This window comes from Mycobacterium sp. E1214 (assembly GCF_001666755.1).
Lineage (GTDB): Bacteria > Actinomycetota > Actinomycetes > Mycobacteriales > Mycobacteriaceae > Mycobacterium.
Window position 1 is genome coordinate 15,953 of sequence record NZ_LZJC01000110.1, and the last position, 16,577, is coordinate 32,529.

A 16,577-nucleotide genomic window follows, 5' to 3' on the forward strand; every position below is an offset into this window, starting at 1 on the left:
GGACGGCTCGCCTAGGGTGGGCCTCATGAAGTTTCTCGACGTCGAGGGGGTCGGCCGGGTCAGCCGGATCGGCCTGGGCACCTGGCAATTCGGCTCACGCGAGTGGGGTTACGGCGACAGCTACGCGTCGGGGGCGGCGCGTGACATCGTGCGGCGCGCCCGCGCCTTGGGCGTGACGTTGTTCGACACCGCCGAGGTGTACGGGCTCGGCAAGAGCGAGCGGATCCTGGGCGAGGCGCTGGGCGACGAACGCGCCGAGGTCGCGGTGGCCAGCAAGATCATGCCGGTGGCCCCGTTCCCCGCGATCGTCAAGCAGCGCGAGCGCGCCAGCGCGCAGCGGTTGGGGCTGGACCGCATCCCGCTGTATCAGGTGCACCAGCCCAACCCGGTGGTGCCCGACTCGGTGATCATGCCGGGCATGCGCGAGCTGCTGGACAGCGGCAAGATCGGCGCCGCCGGCGTCTCGAACTATTCGCTGGAGCGGTGGAAGAAAGCCGACGCCGCGCTGGGGCGGCCGGTGATCAGCAACCAGGTGCACTTCTCCCTCGCCCACGCCGGCGCGCTGGAGGACCTGGTGCCCTTCGCCGAGCGCGAGAACCGCATCGTCATCGCCTACAGCCCGCTGGCCCAGGGTTTGTTGGGCGGCAAGTACGGTCTGGACAACCGGCCCGGGGGCGTGCGGGCCATCAACCCGCTGTTCGGCACGGAGAATTTGCGCCGGGTTGAGCCGCTGCTGCAGACGCTGCGCGACGTCGCCGCGCAGGTGGACGCCAAGCCAGCGCAGGTGGCGCTGGCGTGGCTGATCAGCCTGCCGGGCGTCGTCGCCATCCCCGGCGCGTCCACCGTGGAGCAGCTCGAGTTCAACGTCGCGGCCGCCGACATCGAGCTGCCGCCGGCCTCCGTCGACGCGCTCACCGAGGCGGCGCGGGCGTTCCGGCCCACGTCGGCCCGGCGATTCCTGACCGACCTGGTCCGCGAGAAACTGGGCCGCGGCTGAGCTAGGACTGCGCCGAGTCGGCGAACGCCGCGGCGCTGGCGGGTGCCCCCCTGGCCACCACCACGGGCATCGACGTCGACGCGTTGGTGCCCAGGATCGTGTGCACCACCTCGACCAGGTCCTCGACCGGCATCAGCTTGCCGGGCATGCACCCGCGCGACGCCCACAACGGGACCGCCTTCATGGCCAGGTCCATGTCCCAGTCGACGTTCATGCCGGTCTGCCCGTCGCCCTCGCCGCCCGCGCACTCCCCGACGATCAGGCAGGTGAAGCCGATCTCGGGGTGTTCGGCGCGCCAGGCGTCGACCAGTCGCTCGAGCGCGGCCTTGCTCACGCCGTAGGCGCCCAGGCCGGGCCACGGCGGCCCGAACGTGCCCGCGTCCGAGGACAGGTAGACCGCCTTGCCCCCCGCCGCCGTCAAATGGGGCACCGCCGCCGCGGTGACCAGGGCCGCGCCGATGACGTTGGTGTCGAAGATGCGCCGCCAGGTCGCGGCGTCGGTATCGACCATGCGGACCAGCGGCCCGACCGCGGGCGTGTAAATGATGTTGTCGATGCCGCCCAGCGCGTCGGCGGCGGCGTCGATCGCGGCCCGGCACGACGCCTCGTCGGTGACGTCGCAGGCGATCGCGGTGGCGCCCCGCCCCGCCTCGGTGGCCGCGGCGTCGATGCGCTCGCGCCGCCGGGCCAGCAGCGCCACCTGATGGCCGCGCTGCCCGAGCCCCACACCGATGCAGCGACCGAGCCCGCTCGACGCGCCGACCACGACTGTCCGTGACATATTCGCCCCTTCTTGTAACGCCGACCGCAGCCCCAGCGTATCGGCCCGCGGCGGCGCCGGGAACGGTTAGGGCGGATTGCGGCTCAGATGGGGCTGATGGCGTTGCGGTGGCCCGACTTGGCGCGATACATGGCGGCGTCCGCCCGGGCCATGATCGCGTCGACGGCCTCGCCCGACCCGGCGAGGGTGGCGCCGATGCTCAAGGTAGCGCGAATCTCGTTGTCGGAGAATATGATCGGCTCGGCCGCACGATCGCGGATCTTCTCGGCGATGCGGGTGACCTCCTCGAGTTTCTCGACACCGGGCAGCAGGACCAGCATCTCGTCACCGCCGGTCCGGCCGACGGTGTCCCCTTTGCGGACGCTGCCGCGGATGCGCGCCGCCAGCGTCGCCAGGACGGCGTCACCGATCCCGTGTCCCCAGGTGTCGTTGATCTGCTTGAAGCGGTCAACGTCGCAGAACAGCACGCCCACGCAGGTGCCGAAGGGTTGCGGCGGCGCCAGCGCGACCTCGAGTCGCCGGAGGGCTTCGGCTCGGTTCACCAAGCCGGTCAAGGTGTCGAACCGGGCCAACCGTTCGAGCCGCCGCTCGGCTTCGACCTGATCGTCGACGATGCGCAGCGCCGCGATCAGCCCGTCCGCGCGCCCGTGGGCGCCGAGGTAGGGCTTCCCGTGGCCGTCGACCCAGTGGTAGGCCTCGTCGGTGGACCGCAGGCGGAACCGGTGCAGGACCGGCTCACCGCCGGCGATCCGGGTCAGCACGGACGCCAGCCCGTCACGGTCTTCGGGGTGGACGCGGCGGCGGAACTCGGGCCCCATCCAGCGATCCAGCGGTCCGCCCAGCGACGTCTGGACCGACGGCGACACCCACACGGCGTCCGCGCCGCGCAGGTGGACGATGATGTCCACCGCGTTGTCGGCGAGGATGCGGTAGCGCGCCTCGGCCTCGGCGCGCTCCTTGCTGACCAGCTCCTTTTCGATCAGCAGCTGTTGCTCGCGCTGGCTGAAGTAGAAGGTGACGGCCCCGGCGATCAGCGTGCCCAGCAGGATGGCGAAGGTCCATTGCGCGTGCTCGTCCAGGCCCATCCCCGAGAAGGCCGGCCGGGACAGGGCGACGACGATCGGGAAGCCGGCGAAGATGCCGGCCAGCCGTGCCAGCGACACCCCGTCGGGTCGGGCGAGCAGCCACGCCAGCGGCAGGGTGTCGGGGCGCGTCAGCGCGATCGCGGCGACGAGCAGCAGCAGCGCCGACGCCATGGACACGGCCTGCCCGGTCGACGGGGACACCCCCACCAGCGCGATCGCGTCGAACAGGTAGGCGCCGACGGTCACGAGGGGAACGACCGCGCCCGCCGCCATGCACAACGGACGCAGCAGCCGGGTCCCGCGATCGACGCGCACCAGCGCGACGGCGGCGGCCACCAGCAGGACGGACGCCGCCGTCTGCGGGCTCGGCCGGCCCGGCAGGGTCGTCTGCCACCGTCGCACCGTGTCGGCGAACCAGACCCGGTCGACCCCGAAGGAGCGCCCGGCCGCGTACTCGGCGAGGAAGACCACGGCCAGCAGACCCGCCGCCGCGGCCAAGCCGCGCCCGGTCCACACCCGCCCGCGCGACGGCCGACCCGACTGCAACACGATCCCCACCCCCAGCGCGGCCAACGACAGCGCGGTCCACGGCGTCATCGGCGGCCAGCTCGGGTAGATGCGCGTCAACGCCTCGGTTCGGGTGGTCCAGCCCAGCCAGGTCACCGCGGCGGCCAACAGCACCACGACGACGGCCGCCCCGGCGCACCAGCCCAGCGCCGGCCTCACGCGGTCGTCGCGGATCCCGCTCACGAGCCACCGCTGTCGACGCGTCGCGCCGAACGGTTCGGCCGCGTCAACATTGTGCGCGAAAACGTGACGAAGTTCCTAGCGCCGGGCCGTGTTCGGGTGGGCGGGGCGCGCGCTCCCGGCGGTCTAACCGCCGTCGGGGGCCTGCAACACCACCGCGGTGTGCGCGTCGACGGTCAGCGTGCCGCCGCCCGGCACCTCCTCCGCGGGCGTCTCCTCCTCGGGCCCGGTGAACACCACCAGACGCCACGATGCACCGAATTCCTTTGGCGGCAAAGTGAATTCGATCGGCTCGTAGTGCGCGTTAAAGCACAGCAAGAACGAGTCGTCGAGCACCCGCTGCCCGCGGGGATCACGATCGGGGATGCCGTGGCCGTTGAGGAACACCGTGACGGACTTCGCGAAGCCCGCGCCCCAGTCCTCCTCGGTCATCTCGGCGCCCTCGGGGGTGAACCAGGCGATGTCGGGCAGGCCGTCCTGCCCGCGGCGCCCGAGCGGCTTGCCGGAGAAGAAGCGGCGCCGCCGAAACACCGGGTGCTCGGCGCGCAGCGCCGACACCACCTTGGTGAAATCCAGCAGGCCGTTGTCGGCGGTGGCCCAGTCGATCCAGGTCAGCTCGTTGTCCTGGCAGTAGCCGTTGTTGTTGCCGTTCTGCGTGCGGCCCAGCTCGTCGCCGTGGCAGATCATCGGCACGCCCTGCGAGAGCAACAGGGTGGTCAGGAAGTTGCGCTCCTGACGGGCGCGCAGCGCGAGCACCTCGGGATCGTCGGTCGGCCCCTCCACGCCGCAGTTCCACGACCGGTTGTGGCTCTCGCCGTCGTTGTTGTCCTCGCCGTTGGCCTCGTTGTGCTTTTCGTTGTAGGACACCAGGTCACGCAGGGTGAAACCGTCGTGGGCGATGACGAAGTTGATCGACGCGACCGGCCGGCGCGCGGTGTGCTCGTAGAGGTCGGCCGATCCGGAGAGCCGGTAGGCGAACTCGTCGAGGGTCGAGGGCTCACCGCGCCAGAAGTCCCGGACGGTGTCGCGGTACTTGCCGTTCCACTCGGTCCATTGCGGCGGGAAGTTGCCCACCTGGTAGCCGCCGGGGCCGACGTCCCACGGTTCGGCGATGAGCTTGACCTGGCTGACCGTCGGGTCCTGCTGCACCAATTCGAAGAACGCGCTCAGCCGGTCGACGTCGTAGAACTCGCGGGCCAGCGTCGAGGCCAGGTCGAAGCGGAACCCGTCGACGTGCATCTCGGTGACCCAGTAGCGCAGCGAATCCATGATCAGCTGCAGGGCGTGCGGATGCCCGACGTTGAGGCTGTTGCCGGTGCCGGTGTAGTCCATGTAGTAGCGCTTGTCGTCGTCGACGAGCCGGTAGTAGGCGGCGTTGTCGATGCCCCGCATGGACAACGTGGGACCCATGTGGTTGCCCTCGGCCGTGTGGTTGTAGACGACGTCGAGGATGACCTCGATGTCGGCCTCGTGCAGGGCGCGCACCATCGCCTTAAATTCCTGCACCTGCCCGCCCGGCGAACGCGCGCTGGAGTACTTGAAGTCGGGCGCGAAGAACCCGATGGTGTTGTAGCCCCAATAATTCGACAGCCCCTTGTCGACCAGCGTGGAGTCGTTGGCGAAGTGGTGCACCGGCATCAGCTCGATCGCGGTGACGCCGATGCTCTTGAGGTGGTCGATGATCACCGGGTGGGCGACGCCGGCGTAGGTGCCGCGCAGCTGCTCCGGAATGTCGGGGTGGGTCTGCGTCAGGCCTTTGACGTGCGCCTCGTAGATGACGGTGTCGGCGTACTGATGGTCCGGCGGTCGGTCGTTGCCCCAGTCGAAGTACGGGTTGATCACGACCGACTTGGGCATGCTGGGCGCCGAGTCGTCGTCGTTGCGGCTGTCGGGGTCGCCGAAGTTGTAGCTGAACAACGACTGGTTCCACTCGAAGCTACCGTCGATGGCTTTCGAATACGGGTCCACCAGAAGCTTGTTCGGGTTGCAGCGCAACCCGTTCTCCGGCTCGTAGGGGCCGTACACGCGGTAGCCGTAGCGTTGGCCCGGCTCGATGTTGGGGATGTAGGCGTGCCAGACGAACCCGTCCACCTCGGGCAGCGGGACGCGGCTTTCGGTGCCGTCCTCGTCGAACAGGCATAACTCGACGCGCTCGGCGACCTCGCTGAACAACGCGAAGTTGGTGCCCGCGCCGTCGTAGGTGGCGCCCAGAGGGTACGCCCGGCCGGGCCATACTTCTCCGGTGGGCGTGGGGGCAGTGGCTTCGGATGTCATGGCGCAGCTGATACCCGAGCGCAGGGCCTACCAAACAAACGTCCGAAACGCCCTGGCGCCGTTGCCTATTCGTAACACGAGCGGGCCGAAATCAGGGTTTGAGCAGCACCTTGACCGCCCCGTCCTCTTTCTTCTGGAAGATGTCGTACCCGTGCGGCGCCTGGTCCAGCGGCAGGACGTGGGTGGCGAAGGTGTCCACGCCCAACGGATCGTCGTCGGTCAGCAGCGGCATGATGTCGTCGACCCACCTCTTGACGTTGGCCTGACCCATCCGCAGCGTGACCTGCTTGTCGAACAGCGTCAGCATCGGCAGCGGGTCGGCCGTGCCGCCGTACACCCCGATCAGCGAGATGGTGCCGCCGCGGCGCACGATGTCGATGGCCGAGTACAGGGCGTGCAGCCGGTCCACGCCGGCGGTTTGCAGCAGGGGCTTGGCCAGCGCGTCCGGCAGTAGCCCGGCCGCCTGCTGCGCCAGCTTGGCGGTCGGGGATCCGTGCGCCTCCATGCCCACCGCGTCGATCACCGAATCGGAGCCGCGGCCGTCGGTCAGGTCGCGGATCGCGTCGCCCAGCGGCGCGTCGAGCTTGCCCAGATCGATGGTGTGGATGCCGCGCTGCGCGGCGCGGCCGAGCCGCTCGGGCACCAGATCCACGGCGATGACCCGGTAACCCAGGTGGTCGGCGATGCGCGCCGCCATGTCGCCGATGGGCCCCAAACCCAGCACCGTGACCGTGCCGCCGTCGGGAATGTCGGCGTAGGCCACCGACTGCCAGGCGGTGGGCAGCACGTCCGAAAGGTAGACGAAGCGCGAATCCGGCGGCCCGTCAGGCACTTTGATGTGCGTGAACTGGGCTTGCGGCACCCGCAGCAGTTCGGCCTGGCCGCCGGGCACCTCCCCGTAGAGCTGGGAGTAGCCGAAGAGCGCGGCGCCCATGCCCTGCTCGCGTACCTGGGTGGTCTCGCACTGGGTGTAGAGCTGCCCGTTGCACATGTAGCAGCTGCCACAGGAGATTTGGAAGGGGATGACGACGCGGTCCCCGACCCTCAGGTCACCGGTTTCGCCGCCCACCTCGCGCACGATGCCCATCGGTTCATGGCCGAGGATGTCGCCCGGGTTCATGAACGCCCCGAGAATCTCGTACAGGTGTAGGTCGGAACCGCAGATGTTGGTGGTCGTGACCTCGATGATGGCGTCGGTGGGATGCTCGATTTTGGGGTCGGGCACCGACTCCACCCGTACGTCGCGCTTGCCGTGCCAGGTGACTGCTTTCATGTGCAAGGCACATACCCGCCCCACACCGGTCGAAACCGCGCCGGTCGTGTCGCTGCTGCCCGCCGTGGGTATCACCGAGGGGTGACTGAGCCGGGACTGATCATCGTGGGCAGCGGACCGGCCGGGGTGGCCGCGGCGGAGGCGTTCCGCGAACACGACGCCCACACCCCGGTGCGCATCCTCAGCGCCGACACCGACCTTCCGTACGCCCGGCCGCCGCTGAGCAAGGAGTACCTGCGCGGCGAGACCGACGATGTCGAGTTGCATCCCGCGGGGTGGTTTGCCGAGCAGGCAATACATTTCGAGCCCGGGGCGGCGGTGGATCGGCTCGACGTCGGTGAACGCGCCGTGTACGCGGCCGGCCGCCGGTACGGCTTCGACGCGTTGGTGCTGGCGTGCGGCGCCGCCCCGTCGGCCCCGCCAGTGCCGGGGGGCGAGCGCGCCCTGCTGCTGCGGTCGTTGGCCGACGCGCGGGCGTTGCGCGGGGCGACCGGCGGCGCCGCGTCGGCCGTGGTGATCGGGTCGGGGTTCATCGGTTGCGAGGCCGCCGCGTCGTTGGCGGGCCGCGGCGTCTCGACGACTTTGGTTGCCCCAAGCCGACTTCCGCAGGAGAGGCGGCTGGGTCCCCAGGCCGCCGAACGGCTGCGGGACCTCATCACCGCGGCGGGTGCGCGCCATGTCGGCGGGGCGCGGGTGCAGGAGATCACCGACGCCGGTGTGCGGCTGGACAACGGAGTCACCATCGACTGCGACCTGGTGCTCGCCGCCACCGGCGTGGCGCCGCAGAGCGGTCTCGCCGCCGCGGCCGGCCTGGAGGTGCGCGAGTCCCGCATCGTCGTCGGTGCCGACATGGCCACCGCCGCGCCGGGCATCTACGCCGCGGGTGACGTGGCGTTGGCCACCAACGCCACGGCCGGGCGCCCCGTGGCGGTCGAGCATTGGCAGGACGCCGTCGACCAGGGGACGGTCGCCGGTGCGCGCGCCGCGGGCCGGGACGCGAAATGGGATGCAGTGCCGGGTTTTTGGACCACGATCGGCGACGCCACACTGAAATACCACGCCTGGGGGGACGGCTACGAACGCAGCCGGCTTCAGGAGCGCGGCGACGGCTTCACAGTGTGGTACGACTCGGGGAACACCCTGGTCGGGGTGCTCACCTTCAACGCCGACGACGACTACGACCTGGGCGAGCGGTTGATCGCCGAGCGCAGGCCCGCCCCGATTCCGCTGGGGTGACGGCGGGCGTCAGGAGTTGCGCGGCTTGAGGGGGTGTTCGCTGTCGATCAGGGCGGACGCCAGGTCGGCCAGCTTGGTGTTGGACTGCTGCGACAGCCGGGTGAGCAGCTCGAACGCCTCGATCGCGTCGAGGTTGAACCGCTCCATGATGACGCCTTTGGCCTGCCCGATGACGTCGCGGGACGCCAACGCGCTGCGGAATTGGTCCTGGTGGCGCAGGATCGACCAGGCCAGCGCGGTGTGGGTGGCGAAGACGTCGCCCAACATGACCGCGTCGTCGCTAAAGGCTTGCGGCTCGTCGGCGTAGAAGTTCAGCGCGGCGATGTTGCCCCCGTCGACCGCCATCTGGAACGACAGGATGGAGCGGATCGGGGTCTGCTCGATCGCGTGCCGGCGGTAGCGCGGCCAGCGCTGCTCACCGTCGAGATCGTTGATGAGGATCACGTGGTGCTGCCAGGCGGCCTCGAGGCAGGGGCCCTCACCGAATTGGTTCTGGATGCTGTCCAGGACCTTCGGGTAGCGGTGCGTGGAGACGACGTTGGTGACCGTCTTGTTCTTCTCGGCCAGCGTGATGCCCGCGTACTGGGATCCGGCGACGTGGCGCAGCCCGGTGTCGAGCAGTTCGCGCAGCCCACTCGCGGTTTTCAAGCCGTCGCGCTCGAGGCTGGCGACCAGTTCGGCCAGCTGGGCGACGATCGCGGTGTCTTCGGTACGCATCGCTTCACCCCGTTCACTCGCGGCGCCGCAGCGGAAAAGGCGCTTGCGACTTCCACACTCTACGCAGGTCGCGGGCCGCGAAGCGAATTCTGCGGCTACCCCATCGTCGCTCGGGCAGGCCGCGAAACGAAGCGGCTGTCGGCAACCGAAGCGAATTGGGGACGGATTGCCGTCCCGGCGATGCGAGACCGTTTTTCGCCCGAATGTCGTAACACCTAGGGACGCAACGACGTTGGGCGCCGACGGCTCCACGGCCCACGGCGCCGACCGGGCCCGCCGTGCCCGGCCCGCCTACACTGGCTTCGGTGACCTCAATTGTGATCGTCGGAAGCGGCTTCACCGGATTCACCTGCGCCCGTCGCCTGGCGCGGATCTTTCGCCGGCAACGGGAATCGGTCGACATCACGATCATCTCCCCCGTCGACTACATGCTGTACACGCCGTTGCTGCCCGACGTCGCCGGCGGCGTGGTCGACGCGCGGTTCGTCGCCGTGCCGCTGGCCAACACGCTCAAGGGCGTGCGCGCGGTGCGCGGCCGTGTCGACGGCGTCGACCTGGCGCAGCACACGTTGACCTACCGCGACCCGGAGGAACGCAGCCACAGCCTGTCCTGGGATCGGCTGGTGCTCACGCCGGGCTCGGTGACGCGACTGTTCGACGTGCCGGGCCTGGCGCGCTACGCGCGCGGGCTGAAAACGACGGCCGAGGCCCTGTACCTGCGCGACCACTTCATCGAGCAACTCGAGCTGGCCAACATCGAAGACGACCCGCAGGTGGCGGCCGCCCGGCGCACCGTCGTGGTGGTCGGGGCGTCGTACTCGGGCACCGAGCTGGTGGCCCAGCTGCGGGCGCTGGCCGACGCGGCGGCCAAGCAGATGCGTTTCGACCCCGGCTCCGTCCACTTCGTGTTGCTCGACCTTGCCGAGCAGGTGATGCCCGAGGTGGGCCAGAAGCTCAGCGACGCCGCGTTCAAGGTGCTGCGCCGGCGCGGCATCGACGTCCGCCTCGGCGTGACCCTCAAGGAAGCCCACCCGGATCACGTTGTGCTGACCGATGATTCGCGAGTCGACACCCGCACCCTGGCCTGGGTGACCGGCGTGACCGGGGCGCCGCTGATCCAGGACCTGGGACTGCCGGTGGAAAAGGGCAGGCTCACCGTGCAGGCCGACCTCCAGGTGCCGGAGCACCCCGACGTGTTCGCGGCCGGGGACGCCGCCGCGGTCCCGGACCTGACCCAGCCCGGCAAGGTCACGCCGCCGACCGCCCAGCACGCCACCCGGCAGGGCAAGGTGCTGGCCCGCAACGTGGCCGCCAGCCTCGGCCGCGGCACACCCAAGGAGTACAAGCACCGCAACCTGGGGCTGGTGGTCGACCTCGGGCCGCACTACGCGGTGGCCAACCCGCTCAACGTGCACCTGTCCGGATTCCCGGCCAAGGTGGTCACGCGGGCCTATCACCTCTACGCCATTCCCCGCGGGGTCAACCGGTGGGCGGTGTCGCTGGCCTATCTCACCGACGCGCTGTTCGCCCGGTCGGTCGTCTCGATCGGCCTGTCGTCGGAGGGCGACGCCGACTTCGCGGCCAGCGAGGGCATTCCGATGCCCAAGACGGGCTGACGGCCCGGTTACTTCTCGGCGGAGCGCTGGGCGATGGCGTAGCCGAGCTGCAGGAAGTCGGCCCCGGTCAGCGCGGTGAACACGCCAGCGACCAGGCGGGTGAACCGCGGCGCGAAGACCAGTCCGATGGTGAACCCGGTGGCCACCCACATGTCCAGGCAGAACGGGCAGGTGAGCAGCTCGCCTAGGCTGTGCCGCAGCTGACTCTGCCCCCTGACCTCCTCCATCACCTCGGCAGGGCCGCCGGTGCCGGCGTACTGGGTGAAGGGAGCCCGCAACGGGCTGGTTACCGCGTCCTTGGTCAGGGTGCGCGAAAGCTTGTGCGTGCCAAGGGACACAGTCACAAGGTCACCGATCCTCCACCGCGACGGCAAGGTGCGCCCGGTGACCAGGGCCGCCACCGTCGCGATCGTCACCACGAGGCTGTAGACGACCAGGACGGCCAGGTAGCCGCCCAGCGGCTGGTCGCTGTCGCCTTGGTACGCCTGCGCTTCTTGCCGTGCACCGTGGACCACTTGGGCGCTGGTTCCCGTCACGTCTGCCATTGCTTCTCCTCTTGTTGCCCACGGGACGCTCCCTTGAAGGCCTAGCCGGCCGAATACCCCGGGTGGTGCCCCGCAATCAGCGGCGGGGCATTGCGCCGCGGTCAGCCCTCGGCGGTGTCGCCGTCCAGGGTGCCGCCCTTGGACGTGCGTACGGCGGTGCGCAGCGTGTGGTTGGTGGAGCGCAGGCTGGAGTTCACCGCCGAGAGCGACGCGTTGTGGTCCTCGAGGTCGAGGATGCGGGAGATGCCCGCGAGGTTCACCCCCGCATTGACCAGTTCGCTGATGCGCCGCAGGCGGGCGAGGTCGTTCGCGCTGTAGCGGCGGGTCCCCCCCTCGCTGCGCGCCGGGGTCAGGAGCCCGTGGCGCTCGTAGAGCCGCAATGATTGGACCGCGATACCGGACAGTTCGGCGGCCACCGAGATGCCGTACACGCCGTGGTCGGACGCCGGAGCTTCCAATTCCGTAGGGCGGTCGGCCATCTCGTCCCCCTTTCTGAACAGCTTTAGAAAATCTGTGTAGCACACTTGCGCCGTTATGTCGACGAGTGCTATAAGAAATCTATGTCATTAGACATAGGAAATAGCCGACCCACAGCCTAGATTGGAGTGAGAGGTGACTACCATGTTGATGCGTACCGACCCGTTCCGGGAACTCGACCGCTTCGCCCACCAGGTGCTCGGTACGGCGGCGCGACCTGCCGTGATGCCCATGGACGCGTGGCGCGAGGGGGAGAAGTTCGTCGTCGAGTTCGACCTGCCCGGCATCGACGCCGACTCGCTGGACATCGACATCGAGCGCAACGTGGTGACCGTGCGCGCGCAGCGCCCGCCGGTGGACCCCAACCGCGAGATGCTGGCCACCGAGCGGCCGCGCGGGGTGTTCAGCCGCCAGCTGGTGCTCGGCGACAACCTGGACACCGAAAGGATCGAGGCGTCCTACCGAGAGGGCGTGCTGAGCCTGCAGATCCCGGTGGCCGAACGGGCCAAGCCGCGCAAGATCTCGGTGGGCCGCGACGGCGGGCAGCAAGCCATCAAGGACAACGCGGCGCACCGAGAGGTGATCAACGCCTGATCCGCCGGCGGGCCGGGCGGCGGCCGCACTGGGCGCGAAGCCGCCACTAGCCGGCCGCCGCCCGCCGCGACAGGGGACGCATCATGAAATGGGAACTGGACGGCCAGACGGGCAGTGTCGAGCAGGCCCTGACCGGCGGCACGGCACACCCCGCGGGCTGGTTCAGGTTCCACTTCACCGACCAGCGGTGGGAATGGTCGAACGAGGTGCAGCGGATCTACGGCTACGAACCCGGCAGCGTCACACCCACCACCGAGTTGGTCCTCTCGCACAAGCACCCCGACGACCGCCCACGCGTCCGGGCCACTATCGACCAGATCGTGCACGCCCGTTCGGCGTTCGGCACCCGGCACCGCATCATCGACACCCGCGGACGCGTCCGGCACGTGATGGTGGTCGCCGACAAGCTCGTCGACGCCGAGGGCGACGTGGTCGGCACCCACGGGTTTATCGTGGACGTCACGCCGGGACATGACCACGCCCACGAGGACATGGTGACCGCCAAGCTCGCCGAAATCAGCGAGCACCGCGCCAGCATCGAACAGGCCAAGGGCATGCTGATGCTGGTCTACGACCTCGACGACGGGTCCGCGTTCGATCTGCTGAAATGGCTTTCCCAGGAGGCGAACCTGAAGCTGCGCACGCTGGCCGAGCAGATCACTGCCGACTTCCGGCGCGCCGGCCTGGCCGACCGGTCGGAATTCGACCACCTCCTGCTGACCGCGCACCGGCGGGTCCGCAGGACGGCATCCGGCGGGTAACGCGTTGCGCCACAGGGGATTCAGTCTCCGCCCAGCGGGGCGACCCAGTGCACCACGGTGCCGCCCTCCGGTCGGGTGGTGACGGAACAGCTACCGCCCAGCTGCTCGGCCCGCCGCTGCATGTTGGCCAGCCCGCTGCGCCGCGTGTTGTCCGGCGCTATGCCGCAACCGTTGTCGACGACATCGAGCACGAACATGTCGGCGGCGCTGATGTTGACGCTGACCCGCGACGCACCGGAATGGCGCAGGGCGTTGCTGACGGCTTCGGCGACGACCGCCTCGGCGTGATCGGCGAGTTCACCGGTGACGGTCGTCATCGGGCCGTCCATGTGCACGGTCGTGACGACGTCGCGGTTGGCGGCCAGATCGGTGACCACCCGCTGGATGCGATGGCGGAAGTCGACATTCGCGTCGGCCGGGGATTTCAGCGCGAAGATGGTGGTGCGAATCTCCTCGATGATGGTCTGCAGGTCGTCCAGCGTGCGGTTGAGCCGCTCGGCCACCTCGGGGGAACGCACCCTGGCCAGGGTGCCCTGCAGCGTCATGCCGGCGGCGAACAACCGCTGGATCACGTGGTCGTGCAGGTCGTGGGCGATTCGTTCCCGTTCGGCCAGGATCGTGAGCTGCCGGGCATCCTCGCGAGCCGCGGCCAGCACCAACGCGATCGCAGCGTGCGTCGCGAAATCGCGGACCACGTCGAGGTACCCCTCGGTGAACGGCGGCTGGTCGGCGCCGCGGGCGATCGCGATCACGCCGACGACCTCGTCGTGCGCGCGCAACGGCATCACGACGGCCGGGCGCTGCCCCACGTCGGTGAATGCCTGGATGGGATAACGGAATTCGCCGGTGATGAGCGGTTCGCCGACCCGGAACACCGCCCCCGTCGTGGAACCCTGCACCGGGACCCGCTGGCCGATCACCTCGGCCGCGTGCCGACCGACCGCGGCCGACACCACCAGGGTGTCGACCTGCTCCTCGGGCGCGCCGGTATCGTCCGGGACCAGCACGATCGCCTGTTCGGCGTCGGTGAGGACGCGGGCGCGCTCGGCGATCAGCTGCAGGGGCCGGCGGTGCGGCTCGCTGGACAACAACGCGGTGGTGATCTCGCGGCTGGCCTCCATCCACTTGACGGAGGTGCGTTCGCGTTCGAAGACCTGCGCGTTGTCGATCGCCACGGCGGCCGCGAACGCCAGTGCGCGCGCGGTCATTTCGTCGGATTCGGAGAACACGCGCTGCGGATCGACGTGGGTGAGATACAGATTGCCGAACACGGTGTCGCGAATGGTGATCGGCACCGCGAGGAACGCGCGCATCGGTGGGTGGTGTTCGGGGAAACCGACAGCCGCGGGGTGGGCGGTCAAATCGTCCATCCGCAACGCCGGGGTGTCCAGCAGTGACAGGCTCAGCAGCCCCTTGCCCACCGGCAGGTGGCCGATGCGTCCCACGGTGGGGGCGTCCATCCCCTCGTGCACGAACGAGACCAGGTTGCCGTCCGCGTCGCGGATGGCCAGGGCGCCGTACGGGGCGGACGTCAATTCGCGGGCCGCGGCGATGATCCGGTGGAAGGTGGCCTCCGGGTCGAGGCCCGAACCGATTTCGACGATGACCCGCAGCAGGTGCTCCATCTGGTCGCGCGCGGCCAGCAGCTCGTCGAGCTGCTCGTGCATCTTGCCGACCAGCCCGCGCTGGCCGAGCCCCGCGAAGGCGGAGTCGTTGTCGCCGCCGGTCACCGAGACCCCGGCTCAGTCCGCGGGCGGGCGCGACTGCCGATCCAGCTTGGACGCGAACACCGCGGCTTGGGTGCGCCGCTCCATGCCCAGCTTGGCCAGCAGTCGGGAGACGTAGTTCTTCACCGTCTTTTCGGCCAGGAACATCCGCGCCGCGATCTGCCGGTTGGTCAGGCCTTCGCTGAGCAGGCCGAGCAGCGTGCGCTCCTGGTCGGTCAGCCCGGACAGCGGGTCCTCCCGGGCGCCCGCGCCGCGCAGCTTGGCCATCAACGCCGCAGCGGCCCTGTTGTCCAGCAGGGATTTTCCGGCGCCGACCTCTTTGATCGCGTGGGCGAGTTCCATGCCCTTGATGTCCTTGACCACATAGCCGCTGGCGCCGGCCAGGATCGCTTCCAGCATCGCTTCGTCGGAGGTGAACGACGTCAGCATCAGGCACCGCAGGTCGGGGTGCTCCGCCACGAGGTCGCGGCACAACTCGATGCCGTTGCCGTCCGGCAGGCGCACGTCGAGCACGACGACGTCGGGGGCCGCGGCGGGGATGCGCGCCATCGCCTCGGCGACCGAGCCGGCCTCGCCGACGATCTGCAACTCGGGGTCCGAGGCCAGCAGGTCGCACAGTCCGCGACGCACGACCTCGTGGTCATCGACGAGAAACACCTTGATCATCACGAGCCCTTCCTGCCCTCGCGCACCGCCCACGCCGGTTGCACCCCAATATTGCACACGGCGCACCAGCAATCACTGCCGTCGACGCGCAGGGTCGGGCGGCGCACCGGTAACGCCACCGCACCCGACCACCCAAACTCCAGCGGCACAACGACTTTGGTCCCCATAGACAGGGACCTTCGACCGGCGCGGGGAGCGCGCCGGTCGACTAGTCTCGTGCGCGTGCGGGTGTTTGCCCGCGGTGGAAGGGAGCACCGGTGGCCGACGACGACAACGCCGTCTTGAGCGCGCGGGAATGTTGGGATCTGCTGGCGGGCCACACCCTGGGTCGGTTGGTCACCTGCGTCGACGGCCGCCCCGACATCTTCCCCGTCAACTACGCCGTGCAACGCGGCACCGTGCTGTTCCGCACCGCGCAGGGCACCAAGCTGGTCAGCACCGCGATCAACGATCGGGTCCTCTTCGAGGTCGACGACCACACGGCTGCGCAGGGCTGGAGCGTCATCGTCAAGGGCACCGCGCGGGCGTTGCACACCCGCGAGGAGCTGCACGACGCCGAACGGGCGCAGGTGTTGCCCTGGACGCTGCCCGAGAAGACCCACTACGTGCGGATCCTGCCCGACGAGGTGACCGGGCGCCGGCTGCGGTTCGGGCCGCGCGACGGCACGCCGTGGTGAACGACCCGAATCCTGTTGCCTCACAACGAACCCAGCGTCGGTTCCGCTGGCCACTCGACGAAGTCGGTAAGCGGGCGCCGCGGCGTCGCCGACAAGGGATCGGCGTTGATCGGCGCCCAGCCCACCCGCAACAGCATCTGCGGATGATCGCGATCCCCGAACACGCTGGCCCGCACCGCGTCCCGCGTCGCGGGCGTCTCCAGCGGCTCGGTCACCGGGCAACACGCCAGCCCGGCCGAGGTGGCGGTCAGCAGCACGACGCTGGTCGCCTCCCCCGCCCGCAGTTGAGCCAGCCGGTCGTCCTCGCGGGTCCCCAGCGCCAGGACCACGGCGTTGTCGTCGTCGGCCGACGAACCCGGCGCCATGGGCAACGCCGACCCGGCGAAGAGCCGGCCCGGGATCTT

Annotated in this window: 15 protein-coding genes and 1 pseudogene; 6 read left to right on the plus strand and 10 right to left on the minus strand. The window is 69.7% G+C overall.

The window, feature by feature from the left end; translation table 11 throughout:
- Positions 1-25: 25 nt before the first annotated feature.
- Positions 26-997 carry an aldo/keto reductase gene (locus A5700_RS15435; RefSeq protein WP_068074904.1) on the plus strand — a complete coding sequence of 324 codons (972 nt, stop codon included), beginning with the start codon at positions 26-28 and terminating at the stop codon, positions 995-997.
- Between the two features lies 1 nt (position 998).
- Here the strand turns inward: A5700_RS15435 and A5700_RS15440 are convergent, their stop codons facing one another.
- The 4 genes from A5700_RS15440 to A5700_RS15455 form a co-directional block, all read right to left on the minus strand.
- Entirely contained in the window at positions 999-1,778 is a 780-nt protein-coding gene (locus tag A5700_RS15440; protein ID WP_068074907.1) for an SDR family oxidoreductase, read from the minus strand.
- Positions 1,779-1,861: 83 nt separating this feature from the next.
- Positions 1,862-3,613, minus strand: a complete 1,752-nt coding sequence (locus A5700_RS15445; RefSeq protein ID WP_068074910.1) for a sensor domain-containing diguanylate cyclase — start codon at positions 3,611-3,613, stop codon at positions 1,862-1,864.
- A 123-nt stretch (positions 3,614-3,736) separates the two neighbouring features.
- Positions 3,737-5,884 (minus strand): glycogen debranching protein GlgX, encoded by a 2,148-nt coding sequence (glgX, locus tag A5700_RS15450; RefSeq protein WP_068074913.1) that lies wholly within the window; start codon positions 5,882-5,884, stop codon positions 3,737-3,739.
- A gap of 91 nt (positions 5,885-5,975) precedes the next feature.
- Positions 5,976-7,157: a zinc-dependent alcohol dehydrogenase gene (locus A5700_RS15455; protein WP_068074917.1), complete on the minus strand. Its 1,182-nt coding sequence runs from the start codon at positions 7,155-7,157 to the stop codon at positions 5,976-5,978.
- A gap of 81 nt (positions 7,158-7,238) precedes the next feature.
- On the opposite strand from A5700_RS15455, the gene A5700_RS15460 reads away from it, so the two are divergent.
- Positions 7,239-8,393 (plus strand): NAD(P)/FAD-dependent oxidoreductase, encoded by a 1,155-nt coding sequence (locus A5700_RS15460; protein ID WP_068074920.1) that lies wholly within the window; start codon positions 7,239-7,241, stop codon positions 8,391-8,393.
- A gap of 9 nt (positions 8,394-8,402) precedes the next feature.
- Here A5700_RS15460 and A5700_RS15465 read toward each other — a convergent pair whose 3' ends face one another.
- The gene (locus A5700_RS15465; RefSeq protein WP_068074923.1) at positions 8,403-9,110 is read right to left on the minus strand and encodes a GAF and ANTAR domain-containing protein; all 708 of its coding nucleotides are present in this window, start codon (positions 9,108-9,110) and stop codon (positions 8,403-8,405) included.
- A gap of 305 nt (positions 9,111-9,415) precedes the next feature.
- Here A5700_RS15465 and A5700_RS15470 point away from each other — a divergent pair, with 305 nt between their 5' ends.
- On the plus strand, positions 9,416-10,726 hold the full coding sequence (locus tag A5700_RS15470; protein ID WP_068074926.1) for an NAD(P)/FAD-dependent oxidoreductase: 1,311 nt from the start codon (positions 9,416-9,418) through the stop codon (positions 10,724-10,726).
- 8 nt (positions 10,727-10,734) lie between these two features.
- Here A5700_RS15470 and A5700_RS15475 read toward each other — a convergent pair whose 3' ends face one another.
- Both A5700_RS15475 and A5700_RS15480 read right to left on the minus strand, forming a co-directional pair.
- Positions 10,735-11,271, minus strand: coding sequence for a DUF1360 domain-containing protein (locus tag A5700_RS15475; protein ID WP_068074929.1), 537 nt, complete (start codon positions 11,269-11,271; stop codon positions 10,735-10,737).
- A gap of 101 nt (positions 11,272-11,372) precedes the next feature.
- Positions 11,373-11,750: a helix-turn-helix transcriptional regulator gene (locus A5700_RS15480; protein WP_068074952.1), complete on the minus strand. Its 378-nt coding sequence runs from the start codon at positions 11,748-11,750 to the stop codon at positions 11,373-11,375.
- Between the two features lie 142 nt (positions 11,751-11,892).
- Between A5700_RS15480 and A5700_RS15485 the strand changes: the two genes are divergently transcribed.
- Positions 11,893-12,342 carry an Hsp20/alpha crystallin family protein gene (locus A5700_RS15485; protein WP_068074931.1) on the plus strand — a complete coding sequence of 150 codons (450 nt, stop codon included), beginning with the start codon at positions 11,893-11,895 and terminating at the stop codon, positions 12,340-12,342.
- Positions 12,343-12,425: 83 nt separating this feature from the next.
- Entirely contained in the window at positions 12,426-13,103 is a 678-nt protein-coding gene (locus A5700_RS15490; protein WP_068074934.1) for a PAS and ANTAR domain-containing protein, read from the plus strand.
- Positions 13,104-13,123: 20 nt separating this feature from the next.
- Here A5700_RS15490 and A5700_RS15495 read toward each other — a convergent pair whose 3' ends face one another.
- Both A5700_RS15495 and A5700_RS15500 read right to left on the minus strand, forming a co-directional pair.
- Entirely contained in the window at positions 13,124-14,770 is a 1,647-nt protein-coding gene (locus tag A5700_RS15495; protein ID WP_068074955.1) for a GAF domain-containing sensor histidine kinase, read from the minus strand.
- Between the two features lie 75 nt (positions 14,771-14,845).
- Positions 14,846-15,496 (minus strand): response regulator transcription factor, encoded by a 651-nt coding sequence (locus A5700_RS15500; protein WP_068074937.1) that lies wholly within the window; start codon positions 15,494-15,496, stop codon positions 14,846-14,848.
- A gap of 257 nt (positions 15,497-15,753) precedes the next feature.
- On the opposite strand from A5700_RS15500, the gene A5700_RS15505 reads away from it, so the two are divergent.
- The gene (locus tag A5700_RS15505) at positions 15,754-16,173 is read left to right on the plus strand and encodes a pyridoxamine 5'-phosphate oxidase family protein (RefSeq protein WP_068074940.1); all 420 of its coding nucleotides are present in this window, start codon (positions 15,754-15,756) and stop codon (positions 16,171-16,173) included.
- A gap of 20 nt (positions 16,174-16,193) precedes the next feature.
- Here A5700_RS15505 and A5700_RS15510 read toward each other — a convergent pair.
- Positions 16,194-16,577 (minus strand): annotated as a pseudogene (locus tag A5700_RS15510) (nitroreductase family protein); the annotation flags it as partial.

What these genes read in the sequence shown, in the direction of transcription:
- A5700_RS15490 (WP_068074934.1), top strand. Translation starts at nt 12,426, where the DNA reads ATGAAATGGGAACTGGACGGCCAGACGGGCAGTGTCGAGCAGGCCCTG.
- A5700_RS15485 (WP_068074931.1), top strand. Translation starts at nt 11,893, where the DNA reads ATGTTGATGCGTACCGACCCGTTCCGGGAACTCGACCGCTTCGCCCAC.
- A5700_RS15440 (WP_068074907.1), bottom strand. Translation starts at nt 1,778, where the DNA reads ATGTCACGGACAGTCGTGGTCGGCGCGTCGAGCGGGCTCGGTCGCTGC.
- A5700_RS15480 (WP_068074952.1), bottom strand. Translation starts at nt 11,750, where the DNA reads ATGGCCGACCGCCCTACGGAATTGGAAGCTCCGGCGTCCGACCACGGC.
- A5700_RS15435 (WP_068074904.1), top strand. Translation starts at nt 26, where the DNA reads ATGAAGTTTCTCGACGTCGAGGGGGTCGGCCGGGTCAGCCGGATCGGC.
- A5700_RS15465 (WP_068074923.1), bottom strand. Translation starts at nt 9,110, where the DNA reads ATGCGTACCGAAGACACCGCGATCGTCGCCCAGCTGGCCGAACTGGTC.
- A5700_RS15500 (WP_068074937.1), bottom strand. Translation starts at nt 15,496, where the DNA reads ATGATCAAGGTGTTTCTCGTCGATGACCACGAGGTCGTGCGTCGCGGA.
- A5700_RS15475 (WP_068074929.1), bottom strand. Translation starts at nt 11,271, where the DNA reads ATGGCAGACGTGACGGGAACCAGCGCCCAAGTGGTCCACGGTGCACGG.
- A5700_RS15495 (WP_068074955.1), bottom strand. Translation starts at nt 14,770, where the DNA reads ATGCACGAGCAGCTCGACGAGCTGCTGGCCGCGCGCGACCAGATGGAG.
- glgX (WP_068074913.1), bottom strand. Translation starts at nt 5,884, where the DNA reads ATGACATCCGAAGCCACTGCCCCCACGCCCACCGGAGAAGTATGGCCC.
- A5700_RS15455 (WP_068074917.1), bottom strand. Translation starts at nt 7,157, where the DNA reads ATGAAAGCAGTCACCTGGCACGGCAAGCGCGACGTACGGGTGGAGTCG.